Raw genomic sequence first — 22,286 nt, 5'->3', positions numbered from 1 at the left:
AAATTAAGTTATAGTCATCATAAAGAGAGGCGATTCGACTTTAAAGAGCAGAGCTGGATAAAGTCTGTAAGCCGATATTTTTTGTCTCTTTAGAGATATGTTTGTCTGTTAAGAAATGTCCGGGTTTCTTGAGTTTGCCCTCGTTAAAACTTAATAACATCAGGTAAATAGAGCTTTATAAGCTTGCTCTATTCCTTCGATGAGCATTTGCATTCCTATCACCGCAAGAATTAACCCCATCATTCGAGTAATCACGTTTAACGCGCTTGGCCCTACCGCTTTTACAAAACGTTCACCGAAAACAAAAAGAACATAGGTCAGTGCGCACAATAGACCGAAAGCAATAATGGTGATGACGGTTTCATACACTCCCCCCGTTGTTGCAAAGTTCATTGCGGTCGCGATAGTGCCTGGGCCAGCTAAGATTGGCATTGCTAACGGCGAAACAGCAATACTCAAGGCGGCATCTTTTTGTGCGTCTGAGTTGACCTTTTCTTTGGTGGTACTGTGTGTTGAGTCCCCTTGCAGCATATGGAAGCCAATTAAAAAGACCAGTATTCCGCCGGTGATACGCAGGGCGTAGAGGGTGATGCCAAACAGATCGAAAATGACTTTTCCTGAAATGGCAAACGTCGACACAATCAAGAATGCGATCAATACCGAGCGAAAGGCTACTGACTTTATTGTTTCTCGGTCATTGCCGTTGGTTAGGCCAAGAAAGATAGGTGTATTCGCGACAGGATTCATGATCGCAAAAAAGCCCATAAAGACTGTTATGGTGTGAATGATCAGCTCTTTCATATTATTCCTTTAATAGAAGTGGAGAGGTGTCACTTTGCTACTTGTGTAGACTAGATATTAAATCAACACTGGACAAAAAACAGCCTATTTATCAGGGGGGGACTAGGTGTTCTCAAAGTGCAGAACGATAAGAAACAAGCGCGAGTGTTGGTGGATGATTTATCTGTTTTGAGCAAAAAGAAAACCCAAAGCAGAGCTTTGGGTTTTGATTTAAGACTTTACTTAGAACTGATTGGCGTTTGCGCTTTTCACGCTTAGTGCTTTTTAGCTTTATATCTACCAACCGTCATACCCGATGAGCGTGGGTATGGTAAGCAAGTAATTACTTGCTTAGGTCTTCTGCGTGCTCAGATAGGAACGCAGCAACACCTTTTGGAGATGCGTCCATACCTGCTTTACCTTCTTCCCATTGTGCAGGACATACTTCGCCGTGCTTCTGGTGGAAGTTAAGAGCGTCAACCATGCGTAGCATTTCGTCGATGTTACGGCCTAGTGGTAGGTCGTTAACAACTTGGTGACGTACTAGACCGTCTTCGTCGATTAGGAAAGAGCCACGGAAAGCAACGCCTGCTTCTGGGTGCTCAACGTCGTAAGCTTTACAGATTTCGTGCTTAACGTCAGCTACTAGTGGGTACTTAACTTGACCGATACCGCCATCTTCGATAGCAGTGTTACGCCATGCGTTGTGAGAGAACTGAGAATCGATTGAAACACCGATTACTTCAACACCTTTAGCTTGGAAATCAGCTAGACGGTTGTCGAAAGCGATTAGCTCAGATGGGCAAACGAAAGTGAAATCTAGTGGGTAGAAGAAAACGACTGCTTTCTTACCTTTAGTGAACTCTGCAAAGTTGAAGTTATCAACGATCTCACCGTTACCTAGAACAGCTGCAGCAGTAAAATCTGGGGCTTGACGACCTACTAGTACCATTTTTTTGCTCCTAAAATATATGGTTAGTTCCAAACCAAGATAAGTATGATTGGTTTGGTCCGTGTTTGTACGCGACAAACTATAGTACAAATTGTACTATGTAAAAAAGCGAATTAAATAGATTAGGTTAATCGAAAAAAGCGATAAGTCGTTTTTTATTAACTTGGTCAATATCCAGTCAGATTTTATCGATATATCTATGAATAAGTGGCCTAGTCTCAAACAATTGCATTATCTCATCACCCTACATGAAACTCGTCACTTTAGTGAAGCGGCTGAAAAGTGTTTTGTCAGTCAGTCGACCTTAAGTAAAGGTATCCAAAACCTTGAAGAACTGATTGGTTGCCCTCTTTATGAAAAGAAAGATAAGAAAAGCCCATTGGTCTTTACTCAAGCTGGTGAGCTGGTGGTCCAGCAAGGTCGTGAGTTGCTGGCTAAAGGGCAAGATCTCGTCGAACTTGGTCGCGTGTGCCAAGGGGGGGAGATGGAAGGGCAGTTGCGGGTGGGTTGTATTCCAACGATCGCTCCTTTTTTATTGTGTGATTTAGTCCAAGAGGTTAATAAGCGTTTTCCGCAATTGAACCTATTACTAAGAGAAGACACCACAACTAACCTTCTTGATGCACTGCGCCATGGTGATCTAGATGTGCTGATCTTAGCCTTACCGGTTGAGATTGATGGTATGGATAGCCGCATTGTCGGTAATGACCCGTTCAGAATGATCATCAGCCAGAATCAAGCGGACGCAATCCAAACCCCAATCAAGTACGCCGACTTGCCCAATGAGTTTGTGTTCTTATTAGAGAAAGAGCACTGTCTAACAGAGCATGCAGTTTCTGCGTGTAAGCTAACTGATAAAGAGAAGATTAACCCATTCTCTGCCACCAGTTTGCACACCTTAGTACAAATGGTTGCCAACGGTATGGGCACCACCTTTATTCCGCAAATGGCCATCGACCATGGTCTGATAGAGAATCAAAACTTAGTCGTGGTTGATGCACCTGGCCAGCAAGCGCATCGTCACATTGGCTTAGTTTGGCGTCCAAGCTCATCGCGTGTGAGCACATTTGATCAATTAGCAGATGTTGTTTCTGAGCTACTTTAGCGATAAGTAGTAGTCCAAATCTCCGTTAAATCCATTAAAAGCACACTAGTTTTAGTGTGTTTTTTAGCATTTTATTCTGTTGGTGAACTTTGACTTGTAAAATTTCACAACAGAACCTTGATGAAGCTTTCATTAAATTGTGAAATTTCACAGTGTGAATTTTACAGTTCATAATTTTCTTCTTGTTTGATTAAGCGGTTGCATATCACCGTTAAGCCCAGTCTCATCTAAGTTTCCCTTCGGGCATTTAAAATTAAACGCCTGTTTGAAACGGTTTTACATGTCTAATTTCACTGTAATTAAATTACGTAACTCATTACGTTTTGGTGATCGGAGTCAATGGTTTGTGCGGCGCGGAATAAAACTTCAAATTTAACGTTTTGTTTACTTTAGTACTTTTACTCTAGCATAGTTTGGTATAGCTTAAATGTAAGCCCAGTAAGACTTATGTCTAGATTGAAAAGCTCGCCTGAGTCGGTCAATCTAACTGGCAAGACAACAAGAAACCTAGTCAATTGACAATCAGTAAGGATGTTTGATTGTTGTTTGATAGTTACAAATGTAATTAAGGTGACGTTCCGCTCGATGTGTTCATCGAAAGGTTCATAAAGGAAAAAGATTATGCTTGCTAATACACCAGATAGAGACAAAACAACAGTAGAAGCCCAAGAAACCCTACTAAACGAAGGCATGCTTAGTGTTACCGGTACCCTTTCACCAGAACACCAAGCGATTTTCCCTGTTGAAGCCCAAACTTTTTTATCTCTGCTGTGTGACAAGTTCGCTAGTCAGGTCGAACAGCTGCTTACTGCTCGTGAAGAGAAGCAAGCAAAGATCGATGCTGGCGAGCTGCCGGATTTCCTAGAGGATACGCAAGATATCCGTGAAGGAAGCTGGAAGATCCAAGGGATTCCAAAAGATCTACAAGATCGCCGAGTCGAAATCACTGGCCCCACAGACCGTAAAATGGTGATTAATGCACTGAATGCCAATGTGAAAGTATTCATGGCGGACTTTGAAGATTCGATGGCACCCGCTTGGAGTAAGGTGCTAGATGGACAGATTAACTTGCGCGATGCAGTTAATGGCGACATCAGCTATACCAATCCGGTTAATGGCAAGCACTATGCGCTGGAGTCCGAACCAGCGGTTTTAATCTGCCGAGTACGTGGTCTACATCTAAAAGAAAAACACGTGACATTCAACGGTCAGATTATCCCTGGGGCGCTGTTTGACTTTGCGCTTTACTTTTACAACAACTACGCCAATTTGTTGAAAAAAGGCAGCGGTCCCTACTTTTATATTCCTAAGTTGCAGTCTCATAAAGAAGCGCAGTGGTGGAGCCAAGTATTCCACTTCACTGAAGACTATTTTGGCCTAGATACTGGCACGATAAAGGCCACTGTTCTTATTGAGACTTTGCCTGCTGTGTTTGAGATGGATGAAATTTTGTTCTCACTCAAAGAGCACATCGTTGGCCTTAACTGTGGCCGTTGGGACTACATCTTTAGCTACATCAAAACTTTGAAGAAACACCCCGACCGCGTGCTGCCGGATCGTCAAGTGGTGACAATGGATAAGCCGTTCCTGAATGCCTACTCGCGTTTACTCGTTCGTACTTGTCATAAACGTGGTGCTTTTGCTATGGGAGGGATGGCCGCCTTTATCCCTGCGAAAGACCCACAAACCAATCAGCAGGTGCTCGATAAGGTACATAACGATAAGTCGCTCGAAGCGAACAACGGACACGATGGCACTTGGGTTGCTCACCCGGGCTTAGCAGATACTGCTCTAGCGGTGTTTGACTTGGCATTAGGAGAGCGTACCAACCAGCTAAACGTCTCACGACATCAAGATGCGCCAGTGACAGCAGAAGATCTTCTCGCGCCATGTGATGGTGAGATCACTGAACAAGGCATGCGTCATAACATTCGTGTTGCGCTGCAATACATCGAAGCGTGGATCTCTGGCAATGGTTGTGTACCGATTTACGGTTTGATGGAAGACGCGGCAACCGCAGAAATCTCCCGCGCCTCAATCTGGCAATGGATTCAACATGGCAAGGCGCTTGATAACGGCCAAACGGTCACTAACGAACTGTTTGAGCTCTACCTTGCGCAAGAAATTGAAGTAGTGAAAGAGGAAGTAGGGCAAGAGCGCTACGAGTCTGGACGCTTTGAAGAAGCCGCAGTGCTGATGGCGAAACTGACCACCAGTGATGAATTAACCAATTTCTTAACTATTCCGGGTTACGACTACTTGGACTAAAGGACTCTGTCATCCTCCCTATAGGGAATGACAAACATATTCAAACAATAACGTGAATCGTCTGCGGCAGAGCAGGAAGTACTGCCAAGGAACAAGGAAACATAGCGCCCGTTACACAACATAAGAAGCGCTCATCAAAAGAGGGATAAACCGATGACTAACTTAACTCGCCGCCAACAAATCGAAGCTCTGGAAAAAGACTGGGCAACTAACCCACGCTGGAAGAACGTTAAGCGTCCTTATACGGCTGAAGAAGTAGTAGAACTACGTGGCTCAATGGTGCCTGCTAACACCATCGCCCAACGTGGTGCTGACAAGCTATGGTCACTGGTCAACGGTGATGCGAAAAAAGGCTATGTGAACTGTCTTGGTGCTCTAACGGGTGGTCAAGCTGTACAGCAAGCGAAAGCAGGCATCGAAGCGATTTACCTTTCAGGCTGGCAGGTAGCAGCAGATAACAACACGGCTTCAACTATGTACCCTGACCAATCGCTATACCCAGTAGATTCTGTTCCTTCAGTGGTTAAGCGTATCAATAACTCATTCCGCCGCGCAGACCAAATTCAGTGGTCAAATGGTAAGTCGCCAGAATCTGAAGGTGGTATTGATTACTTCCTACCAATCGTAGCGGATGCTGAAGCAGGCTTTGGCGGTGTACTTAACGCTTACGAATTAATGAAGTCGATGATTGATGCCGGTGCAGCTGGCGTGCACTTCGAAGACCAATTAGCGTCAGTGAAGAAATGTGGCCACATGGGTGGTAAAGTACTGGTTCCAACTCAAGAAGCGGTGCAAAAGCTAGTCGCAGCTCGTCTAGCAGCAGACGTTTCAGGAACGACAACACTGGTTATCGCTCGTACGGATGCAAACGCAGCTGACCTGATTACTTCAGATTGTGACCCATACGATAAAGACTTCATCGAAGGTGAACGCACTCAAGAAGGTTTCTACCGTGTTCGCGCCGGCATTGACCAAGCTATCTCTCGTGGTCTGGCTTATGCGCCATATGCAGACCTTATTTGGTGTGAGACAGCAACGCCTTGTCTAGAAGAAGCCCGCAAGTTTGCAGAAGCGATTCATGCAGAATACCCTGGTCAATTGTTGGCTTACAACTGTTCACCTTCGTTCAACTGGGAGAAAAACCTAGATGCAGAGACGATTGCTAAGTTCCAGCAAGAGCTGTCTGACATGGGTTACAAGTACCAATTCATCACACTAGCAGGTATTCACAACATGTGGTTCAACATGTTCGAACTTGCGCATGATTACGCACAAGGTGAAGGTATGCGCCACTACGTTGAGAAAGTTCAGCGTCCTGAGTTCCAAGCGGCAGAAAAAGGCTATACCTTCGTAGCTCACCAACAAGAAGTGGGTACCGGTTACTTCGATAAGATGACTAACACGATTCAAGGTGGTAACTCTTCAGTCACTGCATTGACGGGGTCAACCGAAGAAGACCAATTCTAAGAATCCCTAGCCATTAGTACCGCATCTCGTGAGCCACAATACGCAGGCTTTGGCTCACTAGACTTTGGGTATAGATATTCTGTTTAGGCATTAACTTTGACATGCTTTTGAGCGGCTTTCGCCGCTCTTTTTTGTGCCTTAAAGTTTGAAAAAGCTTAACAGATCTTTTTGTTTTACCGCCAAAGAGGCAAGCTCTTCACTGGCGCTCTTACTTTGCTGAATACCGGACACATTTTGGTTGACCAGATCGAAGGTAATAGAAACGTTTTGTGAAATGTCTTGTGTCACACCTGACTGCTCTTCAGATGCGGTCGCAACCTGAGTGTTCATATCAGAAATCAAAGCAACCGACTCAGTAATCGAGGTAAATGCAGATCTAAGCTCTGCACTGTATTTATGTGACTCCTCAGCAAGGGTTAAGTTAGATTGCATAAACTGATTGGCATCTTTTGCTTGAGCTTGTAAGCGCGAGATGATTTCTTGAATATCGACGGTTGATTGCTGCGTTTTCGCTGCCAATGAACGTACTTCATCGGCAACAACAGCAAATCCACGTCCTTGCTCTCCAGCGCGAGCAGCCTCGATCGCTGCGTTCAATGCAAGTAAGTTAGTTTGCTCTGAAATAGAGTTAATCACTTCCACGACCGTACCAATCTCTACAGAGTACTCTTGCAGTTGGTTAACAATTTTCGATGTTTCGCTAATCGAACTGTCCACTTTGCTTGCAATTTGGTCTGAGGAGTCGAGAGAGTTACCGCCATTTTGCACATTAGTGGATGCTTCTGATGCTGCGTTTTCAGCGTTCGCTGCATTTTGGCTCACTTCACTTGCGGTGCTCGAAAGCTCATTGATCGCCGTTGCAATTTGCTCCATTTGGCTCAGCTCTTGACGAGCGTTGTTTTCTGTTTCACCCATTACCGCCGACAGCTCAACTGAAGCGGATGAGACATTGTCTGAGATCTGGTGGAAGCCATCAATGATTCGGCGAAGCTCTGTACGCATTTGCAAGATGTTGGCGTAAATCCCGCTTTCATTGCCTGTTGTTTGGATATGGTTGGATAAGTCACCCTTGGATACGTCTGCGACAATTTTTTCAATATCGCTTGGTTCGCCACCCACAACTTTCAGCACGCTACGATAAATCGCAATGGCAATGCCTAGCGCGATAATGATCACGATTGCAGAAAGTACAAAAATAGTCCACTGAGCATTTGAGAAGCGCTCAACCATTTCAGGGCCGACGGAATCCTGCTTATTCTTGGTGGCGAGCTTTATTTCTTCGATTGTTAGTGCAGCAGAGGCCCCTAATACATCCAAGGTTCCAGAGATGATTTGATTGCGTGAGTTGATGGTTTGGACTACTCCCGCAAAGGTGTTTCGATACTGGTCGAAAGATTGCTGGAATGTTTTTAGGTTCGACACTTGTTGTGCTGATATCAGTTGAGACTCAACTTTATTGACTAGCTCGGCAACGATTGAAAACTCGTTCTCTGCTCGCTCAGCATCACTTTGCGAATTACTGGTTAGAAACTTTGATGCGTAGAGGCGAGAGAGCAATAAGTGTTGTTGTAAGGTACCCGCGCTAATTGCCACGTCTAAGTCATCTTCAGTCGCTGCTCGATTCATAATCTCCGTTACCGACTTACGCATATTTAGGCCCAGAGGAGTAAGGTGTTCATTGACTAATGTATTGCGTTGGTTGACCAACTGAATGACCTGATTAAATCCGTCTTTATATTGCTTGAGCTGATTTTCAATCGAGATGAATTCTGACTTGTGCGCATCGTCAATATGCGAATCAAGCACACCATTTATAAGGTTGATTGAGGTAGTGATGCGTTTATCCAGCTCTGCAATATTCGCAGCGTCATGATTCTTAATGTACTTAAGCGCTGCGAGGCGAGCCTCTAGAACATTGGCTTGAATCCTACCCGTAGAAACACTGGTTAAGGCAAGAGCTCGATAGGTGTTGAAACCGTCACTTGATTGATAAAAGCGCAGTGATGCAACGACGGAAATGATCAAAATTAGGCCTAGGATTACGCCAAACCCTAGAGTTAATAGTTTTTTAAGGCTCATACCAATGTCCCTGTTTGGCTTAGGTGAGAACTGACGAAATGTACAATTTGATTGATATAGTTATAAGTAAATTATAATGGGAATATTTGGATTCTGCTGATCTTGAAACAGGGAAATTTAAATAAACTGATAAGGTAGAGCTTTAATGGCTGTAGGTTTAGGGAAATTGCTGACATAAACATCGTAGATGTCAGCAATTTGGGGAGTTAATGGTCAAGGTAAGAGAGCAATAGTGAGCGGTTTGGCAGAGCACTCATTGCCCCTTTTTTCGTCGTTGCCAATGCGCCACAGATATTGCCCCAACGAACGGCTTCAATCACTTTAGCTTCATGCTGCCAATCATCATGCTGGGAGAGGTAGGCAAGTAAGCCACTGACAAATGCGTCTCCAGCTCCTGTCGTATCGACAACGTTGACGGGTATGGAATCGACTTGGTGTTGTTGACCGTTAACGATCGCCAGCGCGCCATTTCCTCCTAGGGTGATGAGCACCAGAGGAATTGAGTAACGAGATAGCTCTGTTAATCCCTTATCAAGAGAGGAAGTTTCCGTTAAATAGAGTAGCTCTTCTTCTGAAAACTTAACCACGTCGGCCAGTTTTATCGCACTTATTACAACGGGACGAATTTCTTGCGGCTGCTGCCAGACTTCATTACGTAGGTTAGGATCAAAGCTTACAAAACCATTTGCTTCTTTCATCGCTTTCATTGCTGCTAAGGTAGTGAAACGGCTCGGTTCGTTGGCAAGGGCTATTGAACAGCAGTGAAGCCATTGGTTTGCTTCAAACGAGGGAATATCAGTGAGCTGAGTGAATTGGTCAGCGCTTGGCTTAACCATAAAGGTAAATGAGCGTTCACCGTGATCATCAAGGTCAACAATTACGGTTGAGGTGCGCTGCTCATCATCCAGTGTTAGGTGAGTGATATCGATGTTTTCACTGGCTAACACCTCAGCCATAAAGCGGCCTAAAGGATCATCACCCACACGCCCAAAAAATCCACATTGGCCAGAAAGTCTTGCAATGCCAACAGCGACGTTAGCTGGAGCGCCGCCCGGACATTTTAGGTAGGTATTGTCGCCATCTGGAATTAGGTCTACTACAGCATCACCGGTGAGCCAAACTTTGTTCATGATTCGTTCCTTACAAAGGCGCCCATCGGAGCATAGCAAGATGGGCTAGGTCATTGGTGCACCTAGGGGGCAGTACACCAACGAATTTATAGTTATTGACTGTTTTTTACTGGGTTGTAGATGCGGGTCAGGACAAAAGCGGTCGCAAACGAACTTGCAATAACCGTTAGATAGCCCAGAACTGCTGTTAATGATTGCGAGTAAAGCAAGATTCCTGGAATGAAGGTAATACCCATACCGGTCGCACTGATGTTTAGTACGTAAGTAACCAAACCACCCACAGCGCCACCGACCATACCGAACATGAACACTTTACTGTATTGAAGGTTGACGCCAAACAATAGTGGTTCAGTGATACCAAACAGTGTCGACATTGACGCACTGTAAGCATTACCTTTCTTGATCTTGTCTTTTAGCAGCGTCGCCACCGCGATAGCAGCACCAAATTGACCAGCCATTGAAGCCGTACCTAGAGGCTGAAGTGGGTTTACACCTGTTTCATTAAGCAGGCCGATTTCAATCACGCCTAATGCGTGGTGCAGTCCGGTGATCACGATCATTTGTTGAACAGCACCATAAAGGATATAACCTAGGCCAAGCGGAAGGTCGAGTGCCATGCGTACCAATGAAGTACAGCCGTGCTCAATGGTTTGTAAGATTGGGCCAAAGCCGAACAGGATGACGAACACGGCAATTGTGATGGTCAAAAATGGAGTAAAGACTAAGTCCATACTGGCTGGAACAAAGCGGCGCAGGTTGCGTTCTAAGTAAGAGACAAACCAACCAGCAAATATCGCCGGCAGTACCGTACCTTGGTAGCCCACCAGTGGGAAGTTGATACCAAGCAGATTGACCATCATCGGTTCTGCGCCACCATTAGCAACCACCCAAGCATTAGGCAGTTGCGGGGCAACCATCATCAAACCGACGACAATGGCGATAATCGCATTACCACCAAATTTCTTTGCCGCAGAATAAGCGATTAAAACGGGTAAGAAGGCAAAGGCGGTATCGGTCAGCATGCTAAACAGCGCGAGTGTCTCTGGTGAGAAATCGACGCCTGAGTGCAGCATCATGCCACGCAAACCCATTAATAAGCCGGTAGTGACCAGTGCAGGGATCAGCGGAATCAAAATGTCAGCAAGAGTACGAACGATTTTTTGACTCGCCGTCATATCGGCAAACGCATCTTGTTTGAAATCGTTAGTGTCAAACTCGCCACCCAAGGCACGCTTGAGCGAATCATAGACATGAGAAACCTTGCCAGTACCAATAATGAACTGGTGTTGGCCTGACTGATAAAAGTAACCGCTGATTTGGCTAATCTCTTTGGCTTTATCAGTATTGACCTTGTCATTGTCTTTAAGGATAAGTCGCAGACGCGTAGCACAATGCTCTGCGTTGCGGATGTTGTCTAGGCCTCCGATACTATCCAGTATCTCGTTCACGGTAGCGTCATAATTCATTTTGTTCACCACTTTATTATATTGTAAGGTAGGTTAGCTGGGTATCGATGTCTGCACCTTTTTTAGTCGATATAATTAGCTGGTGGTTTTCTTGCTCGGGGAAGAAAAGACAGGTAAATACATCTCGGCCATCATTAATATAAATTTCAATAATGCTTTGATCGCAAATGAAGTGAATATTGTTAATGTCGTAATCTGTTTGGTGTTGACGTTTATTTCCATACTCCCAATCTTGGGTATGATGGTCATATAGCGCTCTATCTAAAGTAATGGTGTTATTATTGATAGTCAGCGTTAACTCTTTACCACTTTGTGTGTTCAAAGAAATGGTTATATTTTCCTCTTTCGATAAGTTATTAACCTCTAGAGAAAAAGATAAACTTTCTAGTTCAACTCCTTGATGTTTTGATTTATATCCAATTTGTTTTATTAATGAATCGGAATTAATAATGTTTGGTCGTTGAATAAGTCGATTATTTTCAACGGCTAGTTCTCTAGTGAGAGTCAAGCAGTGAATCCAACCCTGTTGTTCGCTCGGCAAGTGTTCATCTGTCCCGGCCCATGCAATCAGTGTTTGTTTCTTTGGCGCATTCGCCATGGTTTGCGGTGCGTAGAAATCAAAGCCACGGTCGAGTTCATCCCAATGACGAACAGTGAACGTAAGCTGCTCGAAATCCACTTGGCCTAAGCAGTAAATAACGTTGAATTTATTGTGGAAGCGAGTTCCATCAACAGTCACACCTTGTGGAGAAAATATCAGCACGTCATGACCATCGACTTCTAGCAGGTCAGGGCACTCATACATGTAGGCATCAAGAAAGTCGCCGCTGACTTGAATGTCCAGTGTCCCTTTGAACTCCCAGTCGAGTAAATCAGGCGATTGGTACACGATGATCTCACCGCTTAAATTAGACTCTCGCTGAGCGCCTAGTAACATAAAGTAGTGACTACCACGTTTAACGATTTTTGGATCGCGTACATGGCCAGTGTAGCCTTGTGGTACTGATTCAATCAGCGGATTGAGAGCGTGTTTAGTCACTTGATTGTTTTTATCTAAGATCGCTAAACACTGGTTGGCATCGCGTTCATCACCACGTTTAACATTACCGGTGTAGAATAGGTAACTACGATCATTTTCAACCACAGCACCACCTGAATAAGCACCGTGAGACTCATAATCTTCTAACGGGGTTATTTTTGAACCATGCTCTGTCCAATTTAATAAATCATCAGAGGCTAAATGCATCCAATGTTTCATTCCATGGTAAGTATCAAATGGAAACCATTGGTAAAATAAGTGATATTGATTATTAAAATAACAAAAACCATTCGGGTCGTTTAACAACCCATGTGGTGGGTTAATATGAAATAGTGGACGAAATGAATTTTTTGATTTTATTTCTTCAAACTTTTTAATATCTAATGCCGTTGCCGTGTTGATGGTTTTATATTTTTGTTGTTGCACGTTACTTACCTAATCACCTTGGGTTGAAGAAATCATAGAGAGCTTGATAAGGGGTGAAAATAGTGACGCACTTTTATTCATTAAATTTGACGGCATTTTGAACAAATAGAGAACAGGTTGTGATGTAACACAAAGTCTTGTTACATGGTAAGGGGTAATATCTGACGTTGATTGATAGAAACGTTGGATGGAAGTGCAATGACGATTCGTGATGTAGCTAAAAGGGCAGGAGTCTCTATTGCGACAGTGTCTAGAGTGCTCAATGGTAGTGAGGGTGTTTCTGTTGAAGCAAAGCAAGCGGTAGAGTCGGCTATGACAGAACTGAATTATCAAAAGCCTCCGCAGAAGCGCAAAAAGCCAACCAAGCTGTTCGCCGTCATTGTGCGCAATATGTCTAACCCGTTTTTTTCACAACTGGTCGATGTATTGGAAGAAGAGGCATACAAGCATGGCCGCAGCTTACTGTTGTTTAATAGTCGCAATAACCTTCAGCTAGAAAAGACCTTTTTGTCTGAGTGTATTAATCACAAAGTGGATGGGGTATTTCTTATCCCTCGTTCGCTAAAAGAGGAGCATTTAGCGCCTTTGAAAGCGCTGCCTTTTCCGGTTGTATTGCTGACCGCAACCGCAACCGGCACCATTAGTATTGGTACTCATCATCAGCACGGCGGAGAGCTTGCAGCTAAACACTTTGTTCAGCAGGGCTATCGGAAGCTGGGTTACATCGGAGCCAGTGACACAAAGTCTGATCGACTAATCGGTTATCAAAACGAGTTGTCTAGGCTAGGGATAGAGTTGCCACTGGAATCGGTTCTTGCTCCGTATGATTCTGACTCTTTACGTAATTACATTGAAAAGTGGATCACGCAAAATCCCCAGCCTATCGAGGGAGTGTTTTGCTCCGACGATATTTCTGCCAGCCATTTGCACAATGCGCTACAAGAGCAAAAAGTGAGTCATAGGGTCGACATCATAGGTTTTGATGACACCTTTATTGCTCAGTCACTTGGCTTCTCAAGTATTAAACAGCCAATTAGAAAAATTGCTTTATTGGGCTTTGATATGATGATTGAAGCGATTCAGCAAGGTGAGGTAGTGCAGCGTTTGGTGCTATTAGAGCCAACGCTGTCGGTTAGAAGCCATCCTTCATTGCAAACCGTGTCTCGTCGACCTGAAATCTTGCGTAACGATTAGCAAGCATCATCACGCTATCAACAGCTGCATATTTATAAGGGCAGCTGATTTAGCGTGATGACATTGATGTGATTAATCGACTTCCTCGGGCTCAACTTCTTCTTGAAGCTCAAGCAAGTTGATCGCAATAGAGACAAAGTCGCTATCCGTAATGATGCCCACTAGCTGCCCTTTTTCAACCACAGGTAAGCAACCCACTTTGTGTTTTTGCATGTAAATTGCGCTTTCTTTCAAACCTGCTTGTGGTGCCACTGACATAATACTGGTCTTCATGACTTCATAGAGTGGTGTATTGAGCGTGTAAGATTGACTTTCTGGGAGCTTTTGTAGGCTAGATTCTTGAGCGGCGAGTACATCACGTTGCGAAACGACGCCAAGCAACTTTTTATCCGCATCGATGATCGGAACATGGCGGATGTCGAGCGCTTCCATCATGCTTTTGGCATCGGCGAGATTGTGAGATCGAAGAAGCGTATGCGGGTTACGCGTCATCATGTCTTCTACCTTAATCATTGCTGCCTCCTGAGTTATTATTCTTTGCTCTTTAAATATAGTGATTTTCTTGGTCTGAGTTTGAGAGATAAACCTGTTTTTAAAGCTATAACCACGATTTTTTTGCGGTAAATCAATTGATGAATAATTCAGCAGAAAAATAGATGCGCTTTAGAGCAAAGTAGCGCAAATGATTACAATAATTCACATCTCTTTTCTTGCTATTGCTCGCACGGACAATATACTAGTCGGCTGCGAAAAACTCGTCGTCTGTTTGTGACAGAATCAGTTCGACTTCCATTACGACATAAGAAACCACGGCTAAAGATTAGTAACATGCAAGTATCAGATTTTCACTTTGACTTACCGGATGAGCTTATTGCTCGTTACCCACAACCTGAGCGTACTGCAAGCCGTTTACTACAAATGGATGGCAATACCGGTGAGCTTGTTGATGGCACATTTACTGATGTGTTAGGGCAAGTTCAGCCAGGCGACTTAGTTGTATTTAACAATACACGAGTGATTCCAGCACGTATGTTTGGCCGCAAAGAGTCAGGCGGAAAATTAGAAGTGTTGGTTGAGCGTGTTGTTGATGAAAAAAGCATTCTTGCTCATGTTCGCTGTTCAAAGTCACCAAAGCCGGGCAGTACAATTTTTGTCGGTGAGAATGATGAGTTTTCTGCAGAAATGGTCGCGCGTCATGATGCACTGTTTGAGTTAAAGTTTAACTCAGAGCAAAACGTTCTGGCGGTACTGGAAGAGATCGGCCACATGCCACTTCCACCTTACATTGACCGTCCAGACGACGATTCAGACAAAGAGCGCTACCAAACGGTTTATAATCAAAAGCCGGGTGCCGTAGCCGCGCCAACAGCGGGTCTTCATTTTGATGAACCTTTGCTTGAGAAGATCAAAGCAAAAGGTGCTGAGTTTGCTTACGTTACTTTGCATGTAGGTGCAGGAACGTTCCAGCCAGTGAAAGTAGATAACATTGATGAACACCACATGCATGCCGAGTACGTTGAAGTACCGCAAGAAGTGGTCGATGCAATCAATGCAACGAAAGCTCGTGGTGGTCGAATCATTGCTGTGGGTACGACATCGGTGCGCTCGCTAGAAAGTGCAGCGCAAGATGCGATTAAGAAGGGCACGGAACTGGTTCCGTTCTTCGGTGATACCGAGATCTTTATCTACCCTGGTTACGAATATCAGTTAGTAGATTGCCTAATCACTAACTTCCACTTGCCTGAGTCAACGCTCATCATGTTGGTGAGCGCTTTTGCAGGTTATGACAATACGATGAACGCATATAAGCACGCTGTAGAGAACAAGTACCGCTTTTTCTCGTATGGCGATTCAATGTTCATTAAAAAGAAAACGGTGTAGATTACTTTGAGAGATTCCTGACATCTCGTACCTCGATTCAGCAATGACAAACGTTGGTTTTGATAGCCTAATATGTTATTCGATGAGTGAGATACTCAAACTCAGTCATTCCATAGAGTGAGGAACGAACGAGTAGGGAATCTCTTATGTTCAGCAAGGAGCTGAACGCAAACAATTTACGAGTGCTAGCAGCAAGCTAGGAAGTAGGGTAGAAGGCTACCTTATCTCTCGCATGGAAGGCGACCGCTCCTCATAGAGCTTAAAGCTCTGAACTTAATGTCAGACTGTTTCTCTGACAACCGGAGGCTTCGTGAAGTTAAAATTCGATCTTAAGAAAAAAGACGGTGTTGCGCGTCGTGGTCAACTGACCTTTGAACGTGGCACAGTCCAAACACCAGCATTCATGCCAGTAGGTACTTACGGTACTGTTAAAGGTATGACTCCTGAAGAAGTAAAAGGCACAGGTGCTGAAATTCTTCTTGGTAACACTTTCCACCTATGGCTACGCCCGGGTCAGGAAGTCATGAAAATGCACGGTGACCTACACGACTTTATGAACTGGCAAGGTCCGATCCTTACTGATTCAGGCGGTTTCCAAGTATTCAGCCTAGGTAAGATGCGTACTATCACTGAGAAAGGTGTACATTTCCGTAACCCTGTAAACGGTGACAAGATCTTCATGGACGCGGAAAAGTCGATGGAAATCCAAAAAGACCTAGGTTCTGACATCGTAATGATTTTCGACGAGTGTACGCCATACCCAGCGACACACAACGAAGCGAAGAAATCGATGGAAATGTCACTACGTTGGGCACAGCGCTCACGTGACCACTTCGATAAACTAGAAAACCCGAACAACCTATTTGGTATCGTTCAAGGTGGTGTTTACGAAGATCTACGTGATGTGTCTGTCAAAGGTCTAACTGAGATCGGTTTTGACGGTTATGCAGTCGGCGGCCTAGCAGTTGGCGAGCCAAAAGAAGACATGCACCGTATTCTTGAGCACACATGTCCTCAGTTACCAGAAGACAAGCCTCGTTACCTAATGGGTGTAGGTAAACCTGAAGACCTAGTTGAAGGTGTTCGTCGTGGTATCGATATGTTTGACTGTGTAATGCCAACGCGTAACGCACGTAATGGTCACCTATTTGTGACTGGCGGTGTGATCAAGATCCGTAATGCGAAACACAAAACAGATACAACTGCATTAGATCCGCACTGTGACTGTTACACTTGTCAAAACTACTCTAAGTCGTACCTTCACCACCTAGAGCGTTGTAACGAAATTCTAGGTGCTCGTCTAAATACGATTCACAACCTACGTTACTACCAGCGTCTGATGGAAAGCATTCGTACGGCAATTGATGAAGATCGTTTTGATGAGTTCGTGCAAGAGTTCTATGAGCGTCGTGGCCGTGAAGTTCCGCCACTGGCAAAAGAGCAATAATCGGCACATTTAAGAATTAGAGCCTTTGGCATTACGCCAGAGGCTTTTGCTAATAAAGTAGGCAAACGCACGCTATTTTTGAGAGAGCGATCTCTATTGGTCACTCTCAGACTTGAAACTAATTGGCGAATGCCCAACTTGGACACTAATAAAAAATAATAGAGGATATTTTAATGTTTATTTCTCAAGCTCACGCAGCATCAGAAGGCGCACCAGCAGGCGGCGGTTTTGAAATGCTAATCATGCTAGGTATGTTCGCGGTGATCTTCTACTTCATGATCTACCGTCCACAAGCTAAGCGTGTAAAAGAGCACAAGAACCTAATGGGCTCGATGGGTAAAGGTGATGAAGTGCTAACTAGTGGTGGCCTAGTGGGTAAAATCACTAAAATCGCAGAAGACAACGACTACATCTCTATCGAGCTGAACACAAATAACGAAGTTGTTATCAAGAAAGACTTCGTTACTGCAGTGCTACCAAAAGGTACGCTAAAGTCTCTATAAACAGCTAAAGGATCTCCGCTGTGCTAAACCGCTATCCAATATGGAAGTATCTGATGGTGGTGTTTACCATCGCTATCGCAGCATTGTATGCACTTCCAAATCTCTACGGTGAAGATCCGGCTATTCAAGTTACAGGGGCGCGTGGCGCCTCTGTAGATATGTCAACGCTGGATTCTGTCACTAAAGCTCTTGATGATCAGGGCTTATCTCATAAATCCATTGCTCTAGAAAATGGATCTATTCTTGTTCGTTTCAATGACACTGACACTCAAATCAGTGCTCGCGATATCATCAACGAATCGCTCGGCAAAGACAAAATTGTTGCTCTAAACCTTGCTCCTGCAACCCCTGACTGGCTTGAATTAATTGGTGCTGCACCAATGAAGCTGGGTCTTGACCTACGTGGTGGTGTTCACTTCTTAATGGAAGTGGATATGGACGCTGCAATGGAAAAGCTGGTTGGTCAACAGGAAGAAGCATTCCGTAGTGAACTACGTGAAGCAAAAATTCGTTACCGCTCAATTCGCCCTGCAGGTAAAGATGGCGTTGAAGTTCTCTTGCGTAATGCAGAACAACTTGCTGAAGCAGAAGCACTGCTAAAGAAAAACCATCCAGACATGATCTTTGTTGATTCTGAATCGAATGGTCGCTTTGCATTGAGCGCAACCTTTACTGAGCAACGTCTAACTGAAATTCGCAACTATGCGGTAGAGCAGAACATTACGATTCTACGTAACCGTGTAAACGAATTAGGTGTTGCTGAGCCTCTTGTTCAGCGTCAAGGTGCAAGCCGTATCGTAGTTGAGCTGCCAGGTATTCAAGACACCGCTCGTGCCAAAGAAATTCTTGGTGCGACTGCAACGCTAGAGTTCCGTGAAGTGGACTCGAAAGCAGACCTTGCTGCAGCGGCCAATGGTCGTGCGCCGGCAGGCAGCGAAATCAAGCAAGATCGTGATGGTCGCCCTGTTGTGCTTAAGAAGCGCGTCATTCTAGGTGGTCAAAGCATTACTGACGCAAGTTCAAGTGTTGATGAATATGGTCGTCCACAAGTTAACATCTCGCTAGACAGTGAGGGTGGTAACAAGATGGCTGCGTTCTCTCGCCAGAACATTGGTAAGCTAATGGCAACGGTTTTCGCAGAATACAAAGACAGTGGTCGCCGTACTCCTGAGGGCCGCGTAATTCTGAACAAGCATGAAGAAGTGATTAACCAAGCAACGATTCAATCGGCTCTTGGACGTAACTTCCGTATTACTGGTATCGACTCAGCTGCAGAAGCGCACAACCTGGCACTTCTACTTCGCGCAGGTGCTTTGATTGCGCCTATCTCGATTGTTGAAGAACGTACCATCGGTCCATCTATGGGTCAGCAGAACATCGATATGGGTATCCAAGCGATGATCTGGGGTATGGTTGCGGTAATGCTATTCACGCTGATGTACTACCGTAAGTTCGGTCTGATTGCTAACGTGGCGCTAATGGCGAACCTAGTGTTAATCATTGGTATAATGTCGATGATTCCAGGGGCAACCATGACGCTACCAGGTATTGCCGGTATCGTTCTGACCGTTGGTATGGCCGTCGATGCGAACGTACTGATCTTTGAACGTATCCGTGAAGAACTTCGTGATGGCCGCAGCCCTCAGCAAGCGATTCACCAAGGTTACGCCAACGCGTTTAGTACTATCGCCGATGCAAACATCACCACGCTGATCACCGCGATTATCCTATTTGCAGTGGGTACAGGTGCGATCAAAGGTTTCGCCGTGACACTGTCTATCGGTATCTTAACTTCTATGTTTACAGCTATTGTAGGTACACGTTGTATTGTGAACCTTGCATATGGTGGTAAGCGAATCAACAAACTGTCGATCTAAGGCTAGGAATTAGTATGTTTCAGATTCTAAAAGCAGAAAAAGCGATCGACTTTATGCGTTGGTCGAAGCTGGCATTTGTGTTCTCAATTCTGATGATTGGTGCGTCAATCTTCACTCTTTCAACCAAGTGGTTGAACTGGGGTCTAGATTTTACGGGCGGTACCTTGATTGAAGTGGGTTTTGAGCAACCAGCAAACCTTGAAGATATTCGTGGTGCACTTGAAGCAAAGGGCTTTGGTGACGCAACGGTACAGAACTTCGGTAGTGCGCGTGACGTAATGGTTCGTCTACGTCCTCGTGATGACATGGCGGGTGAGACTTTGGGTAACCAGATTCTTAACGCCATCAAGGACGGTACGGGCGAAAGTGTTGAAATGCGACGTATTGAATTCGTTGGCCCTAACGTAGGTGATGAGCTTACTGAAGCTGGCGGTCTTGCGATTCTTGTGTCTCTAATCTGTATCCTGATCTACGTATCGGTTCGATTTGAGTGGCGTCTAGCGGCGGGTGCGGTATTAGCTCTAGCACACGACGTTATTATTACACTGGGCGTGTTCTCTATGATGCAAATCGAAGTGGACTTGACCATTGTCGCAGCACTACTAACGGTTGTCGGTTACTCGCTCAATGATACTATCGTTGTATTTGACCGCATTCGTGAAAACTTCCGTAAGATGCGTAAAGGCGAAGCCGCTGAAATTATGAACAGCTCGATCACCCAAACATTGAGCCGTACATTGATTACATCGGGTACTACTTTATTCGTAGTTATTGCTCTGTTTACGCAGGGTGGTGCGATGATTCACGGTTTCGCAACTGCACTTCTACTCGGCATTACAGTAGGTACTTACTCTTCAATCTATGTTGCTTCCGCACTAGCATTGAAGCTAGGTATTACTAAAGAGCACCTAATGCCACCTCAAGTAGAAAAAGAAGGTGCAGAGTTTGATGAGATGCCATAAGGTATTAAGTCAAAGATCTTAATCAAAGCCGCTGTTATTCAGCGGCTTTTTTGTTTTATAGAGGAATAGACTTCTGGTCTGTTTTATTGAGTGATATACATATCACGCGAGTAACGAATATGGCTTGGATTGTTTGTACTATAGCCACCGACATTTGTGTGTTTCAAAATAGCTTTTGTTTCAAAGTAAATAGGTGCAACAGGCATTTGGTCAATCAAAAGAGCTTCTGCTTGATGATAAATTGAGTTGCGTAGTTCTAAATCCATGGTGACTTTTGATTGTGCTATCAGCTTATCGTATTGTTTGTTGCTCCATTTTCCTGGATTGTATCCACCTGTTGTAAACATATCTAAGAAAGTTGATGCTTCATTGTAATCGCCGCCCCATTGGAAGCTAAATAGAGTCACATCCCCTTGTCGTACTTTCTGCAAGAAGCTTTTAATATCTTGCTTATGTAGATGAACCTTTATCCCAAGATTAGCTTTTAGCATCGCTGCCACTGCATTACCTAATTTAGTTAACTCGCTATCGCTACTATATTCAAAAGTGACTTCAAGTGGGTGCTGTTGGTCATAACCTGCTTGTTTGATTAACTCGCGAGCTTTTTCCGCTCGTTGTTTTTGCGTCATTGCTTTCCATGGAGCATCTGGCAGTGAATAATTAGCCGTTGCTGGAGGAACAAAGCTATAAGCAGATTGATAGTCTTTATGAAATAGCTTTTGCGTAATGACATCACGATCAATGCTGTAACTAAAGGCTTTACGGACACGAGGATCGTTAAAAGGTGCTTTGGTTGTATTGAAGCCGATAAAGTACTCACCAATTTTGGGACTAATGATGAGATTTTCTGGAGCGGTTGCTTTTATATGCTCAATTTGTCCGACAGGAACATGGCCAGTAATACTGATCTCTTTAGTACGAAAACGGTTATATTCTGATGTAGCATCTGATAGGGCAAGGTAAGTGACCTTGTTTAGCTTGGTATTTTCATTATTCCAGTACTTAGGGTTTCGTACCGCCTCTATTCTTTCGTTAAGAACATGCTTTGATAGGGTAAAAGCTGAACTGACAACAATATGCTCAGGTGTCGTCCACTTTTCTCCATACTTTTTTACCACTTGTTCTGGAACTGCAAACATACTTTCATGGATCAACATAGAGGTAAAGTATGGCAAAGGTTTATCTAACTCAATCACAAGTGTGAGGTCATCTATTGCATGAATGCCTAACTCAGCGACAGGTAATTGTCCATTGATTATCTTTTGAGCATTCTTGATGTGAGCTACTTCGTAGTACCAGGAATATGGTGCACCAGACCTCGGATTGGCGACTCGCTTGAAAGCAAATTCAAAATCAGATGCTTTAATTGGCGTCCCATCAGACCATAGGGCTCCATGACGCAAATGAAAGGTGTAAGTAAACCCATCATTCGATACTTCCCAGTTTGTCGCAAGTGCAGGGATAATATTTCCATTTGAATCTTGTGTTACTAGCCCCTCAAACATGTCATTGACGATCGATGAACTTGAGCCTGTAGATGAATAAGCAGGATCGAGACTTGGTGGCTCATCAAAATTTCCACGAACTAATTCTTGTTTGACAGCCAGCTTCACTCCTTTTGGTATTTCAGCTGCGAAAAGGGGAGAAGACTGTATAAAAATGATGCTTGCTGAAAGCAATAAACTGGAAGTTTTATTTAACATTAGATTC

At 44.3% G+C, this 22,286-nt stretch carries 18 protein-coding genes; 10 read left to right on the top strand and 8 right to left on the bottom strand.

What is annotated here, in order from left to right:
• Positions 1–159 precede the first annotated feature (159 nt).
• The gene (locus tag ACU01J_RS09425) at positions 160–801 is read right to left on the bottom strand and encodes a MarC family protein (protein WP_481085467.1); all 642 of its coding nucleotides are present in this window, start codon (positions 799–801) and stop codon (positions 160–162) included.
• A gap of 117 nt (positions 802–918) precedes the next feature.
• Between ACU01J_RS09425 and ACU01J_RS09420 the strand changes: the two genes are divergently transcribed.
• Complete coding sequence (locus tag ACU01J_RS09420) at positions 919–1,059, top strand: hypothetical protein (RefSeq protein ID WP_481085466.1); 141 nt, start codon at positions 919–921, stop codon at positions 1,057–1,059.
• A gap of 64 nt (positions 1,060–1,123) precedes the next feature.
• Here ACU01J_RS09420 and ACU01J_RS09415 read toward each other — a convergent pair whose 3' ends face one another.
• Entirely contained in the window at positions 1,124–1,732 is a 609-nt protein-coding gene (locus ACU01J_RS09415; protein ID WP_004413049.1) for a peroxiredoxin C, read from the bottom strand.
• 199 nt (positions 1,733–1,931) lie between these two features.
• On the opposite strand from ACU01J_RS09415, the gene ACU01J_RS09410 reads away from it, so the two are divergent.
• From ACU01J_RS09410 to aceA, 3 genes are all read left to right on the top strand, one after another.
• A complete protein-coding gene (locus tag ACU01J_RS09410) occupies positions 1,932–2,837 on the top strand; it encodes a hydrogen peroxide-inducible genes activator (RefSeq protein ID WP_481085465.1) in 906 nt (301 codons plus the stop codon).
• Positions 2,838–3,458: 621 nt separating this feature from the next.
• Positions 3,459–5,105, top strand: coding sequence for a malate synthase A (aceB, locus tag ACU01J_RS09405; RefSeq protein WP_481085464.1), 1,647 nt, complete (start codon positions 3,459–3,461; stop codon positions 5,103–5,105).
• Between the two features lie 153 nt (positions 5,106–5,258).
• Positions 5,259–6,572: an isocitrate lyase gene (aceA, locus tag ACU01J_RS09400; protein WP_481085463.1), complete on the top strand. Its 1,314-nt coding sequence runs from the start codon at positions 5,259–5,261 to the stop codon at positions 6,570–6,572.
• Between the two features lie 138 nt (positions 6,573–6,710).
• Here the strand turns inward: aceA and ACU01J_RS09395 are convergent, their stop codons facing one another.
• The 4 genes from ACU01J_RS09395 to ACU01J_RS09380 all read right to left on the bottom strand — a co-directional run bounded on the left by ACU01J_RS09395 (position 6,711) and on the right by ACU01J_RS09380 (position 12,712).
• Positions 6,711–8,651: a HAMP domain-containing methyl-accepting chemotaxis protein gene (locus tag ACU01J_RS09395; RefSeq protein WP_481085462.1), complete on the bottom strand. Its 1,941-nt coding sequence runs from the start codon at positions 8,649–8,651 to the stop codon at positions 6,711–6,713.
• A gap of 206 nt (positions 8,652–8,857) precedes the next feature.
• Entirely contained in the window at positions 8,858–9,781 is a 924-nt protein-coding gene (locus ACU01J_RS09390) for an aminoimidazole riboside kinase (protein WP_481085461.1), read from the bottom strand.
• A gap of 92 nt (positions 9,782–9,873) precedes the next feature.
• Positions 9,874–11,247: a PTS transporter subunit EIIC gene (locus ACU01J_RS09385; RefSeq protein ID WP_481085460.1), complete on the bottom strand. Its 1,374-nt coding sequence runs from the start codon at positions 11,245–11,247 to the stop codon at positions 9,874–9,876.
• Between the two features lie 16 nt (positions 11,248–11,263).
• A complete protein-coding gene (locus ACU01J_RS09380) occupies positions 11,264–12,712 on the bottom strand; it encodes a glycoside hydrolase family 32 protein (RefSeq protein WP_481085459.1) in 1,449 nt (482 codons plus the stop codon).
• Between the two features lie 198 nt (positions 12,713–12,910).
• Here ACU01J_RS09380 and ACU01J_RS09375 point away from each other — a divergent pair, with 198 nt between their 5' ends.
• Positions 12,911–13,906, top strand: coding sequence for a LacI family DNA-binding transcriptional regulator (locus tag ACU01J_RS09375; protein WP_481085458.1), 996 nt, complete (start codon positions 12,911–12,913; stop codon positions 13,904–13,906).
• Between the two features lie 72 nt (positions 13,907–13,978).
• Here ACU01J_RS09375 and ACU01J_RS09370 read toward each other — a convergent pair whose 3' ends face one another.
• A complete protein-coding gene (locus ACU01J_RS09370; RefSeq protein ID WP_481085457.1) occupies positions 13,979–14,419 on the bottom strand; it encodes a CBS domain-containing protein in 441 nt (146 codons plus the stop codon).
• Between the two features lie 315 nt (positions 14,420–14,734).
• Here ACU01J_RS09370 and queA point away from each other — a divergent pair, with 315 nt between their 5' ends.
• The 5 genes from queA to secF all read left to right on the top strand — a co-directional run bounded on the left by queA (position 14,735) and on the right by secF (position 20,576).
• Positions 14,735–15,787, top strand: coding sequence for a tRNA preQ1(34) S-adenosylmethionine ribosyltransferase-isomerase QueA (gene queA / locus ACU01J_RS09365; RefSeq protein ID WP_481085456.1), 1,053 nt, complete (start codon positions 14,735–14,737; stop codon positions 15,785–15,787).
• Positions 15,788–16,097: 310 nt separating this feature from the next.
• On the top strand, positions 16,098–17,234 hold the full coding sequence (gene tgt, locus ACU01J_RS09360; protein WP_481085455.1) for a tRNA guanosine(34) transglycosylase Tgt: 1,137 nt from the start codon (positions 16,098–16,100) through the stop codon (positions 17,232–17,234).
• A 173-nt stretch (positions 17,235–17,407) separates the two neighbouring features.
• On the top strand, positions 17,408–17,737 hold the full coding sequence (gene yajC / locus ACU01J_RS09355; protein WP_481085454.1) for a preprotein translocase subunit YajC: 330 nt from the start codon (positions 17,408–17,410) through the stop codon (positions 17,735–17,737).
• A 20-nt stretch (positions 17,738–17,757) separates the two neighbouring features.
• Complete coding sequence (gene secD, locus ACU01J_RS09350) at positions 17,758–19,614, top strand: protein translocase subunit SecD (RefSeq protein WP_481085453.1); 1,857 nt, start codon at positions 17,758–17,760, stop codon at positions 19,612–19,614.
• A 14-nt stretch (positions 19,615–19,628) separates the two neighbouring features.
• Entirely contained in the window at positions 19,629–20,576 is a 948-nt protein-coding gene (gene secF / locus ACU01J_RS09345) for a protein translocase subunit SecF (RefSeq protein ID WP_481085452.1), read from the top strand.
• Between the two features lie 83 nt (positions 20,577–20,659).
• Here the strand turns inward: secF and ACU01J_RS09340 are convergent, their stop codons facing one another.
• A complete protein-coding gene (locus ACU01J_RS09340; protein WP_481085451.1) occupies positions 20,660–22,279 on the bottom strand; it encodes a peptide ABC transporter substrate-binding protein in 1,620 nt (539 codons plus the stop codon).
• Positions 22,280–22,286: the final 7 nt, after the last annotated feature.

This window comes from Vibrio sp. 2433-A1 (genome assembly GCF_056726085.1).
This window is presented reverse-complemented; position numbering and strand designations above follow the sequence as displayed.

Coding starts and splice junctions, on each gene's coding strand:
- aceA (WP_481085463.1), top strand. CDS start 5,259: ATGACTAACTTAACTCGCCGCCAACAAATCGAAGCTCTGGAAAAAGAC.
- ACU01J_RS09410 (WP_481085465.1), top strand. CDS start 1,932: ATGAATAAGTGGCCTAGTCTCAAACAATTGCATTATCTCATCACCCTA.
- ACU01J_RS09395 (WP_481085462.1), bottom strand. CDS start 8,651: ATGAGCCTTAAAAAACTATTAACTCTAGGGTTTGGCGTAATCCTAGGC.
- ACU01J_RS09370 (WP_481085457.1), bottom strand. CDS start 14,419: ATGATTAAGGTAGAAGACATGATGACGCGTAACCCGCATACGCTTCTT.
- ACU01J_RS09425 (WP_481085467.1), bottom strand. CDS start 801: ATGAAAGAGCTGATCATTCACACCATAACAGTCTTTATGGGCTTTTTT.
- aceB (WP_481085464.1), top strand. CDS start 3,459: ATGCTTGCTAATACACCAGATAGAGACAAAACAACAGTAGAAGCCCAA.
- ACU01J_RS09415 (WP_004413049.1), bottom strand. CDS start 1,732: ATGGTACTAGTAGGTCGTCAAGCCCCAGATTTTACTGCTGCAGCTGTT.
- secF (WP_481085452.1), top strand. CDS start 19,629: ATGTTTCAGATTCTAAAAGCAGAAAAAGCGATCGACTTTATGCGTTGG.
- ACU01J_RS09390 (WP_481085461.1), bottom strand. CDS start 9,781: ATGAACAAAGTTTGGCTCACCGGTGATGCTGTAGTAGACCTAATTCCA.
- yajC (WP_481085454.1), top strand. CDS start 17,408: ATGTTTATTTCTCAAGCTCACGCAGCATCAGAAGGCGCACCAGCAGGC.
- ACU01J_RS09340 (WP_481085451.1), bottom strand. CDS start 22,279: ATGTTAAATAAAACTTCCAGTTTATTGCTTTCAGCAAGCATCATTTTT.
- ACU01J_RS09375 (WP_481085458.1), top strand. CDS start 12,911: ATGACGATTCGTGATGTAGCTAAAAGGGCAGGAGTCTCTATTGCGACA.
- ACU01J_RS09385 (WP_481085460.1), bottom strand. CDS start 11,247: ATGAATTATGACGCTACCGTGAACGAGATACTGGATAGTATCGGAGGC.
- queA (WP_481085456.1), top strand. CDS start 14,735: ATGCAAGTATCAGATTTTCACTTTGACTTACCGGATGAGCTTATTGCT.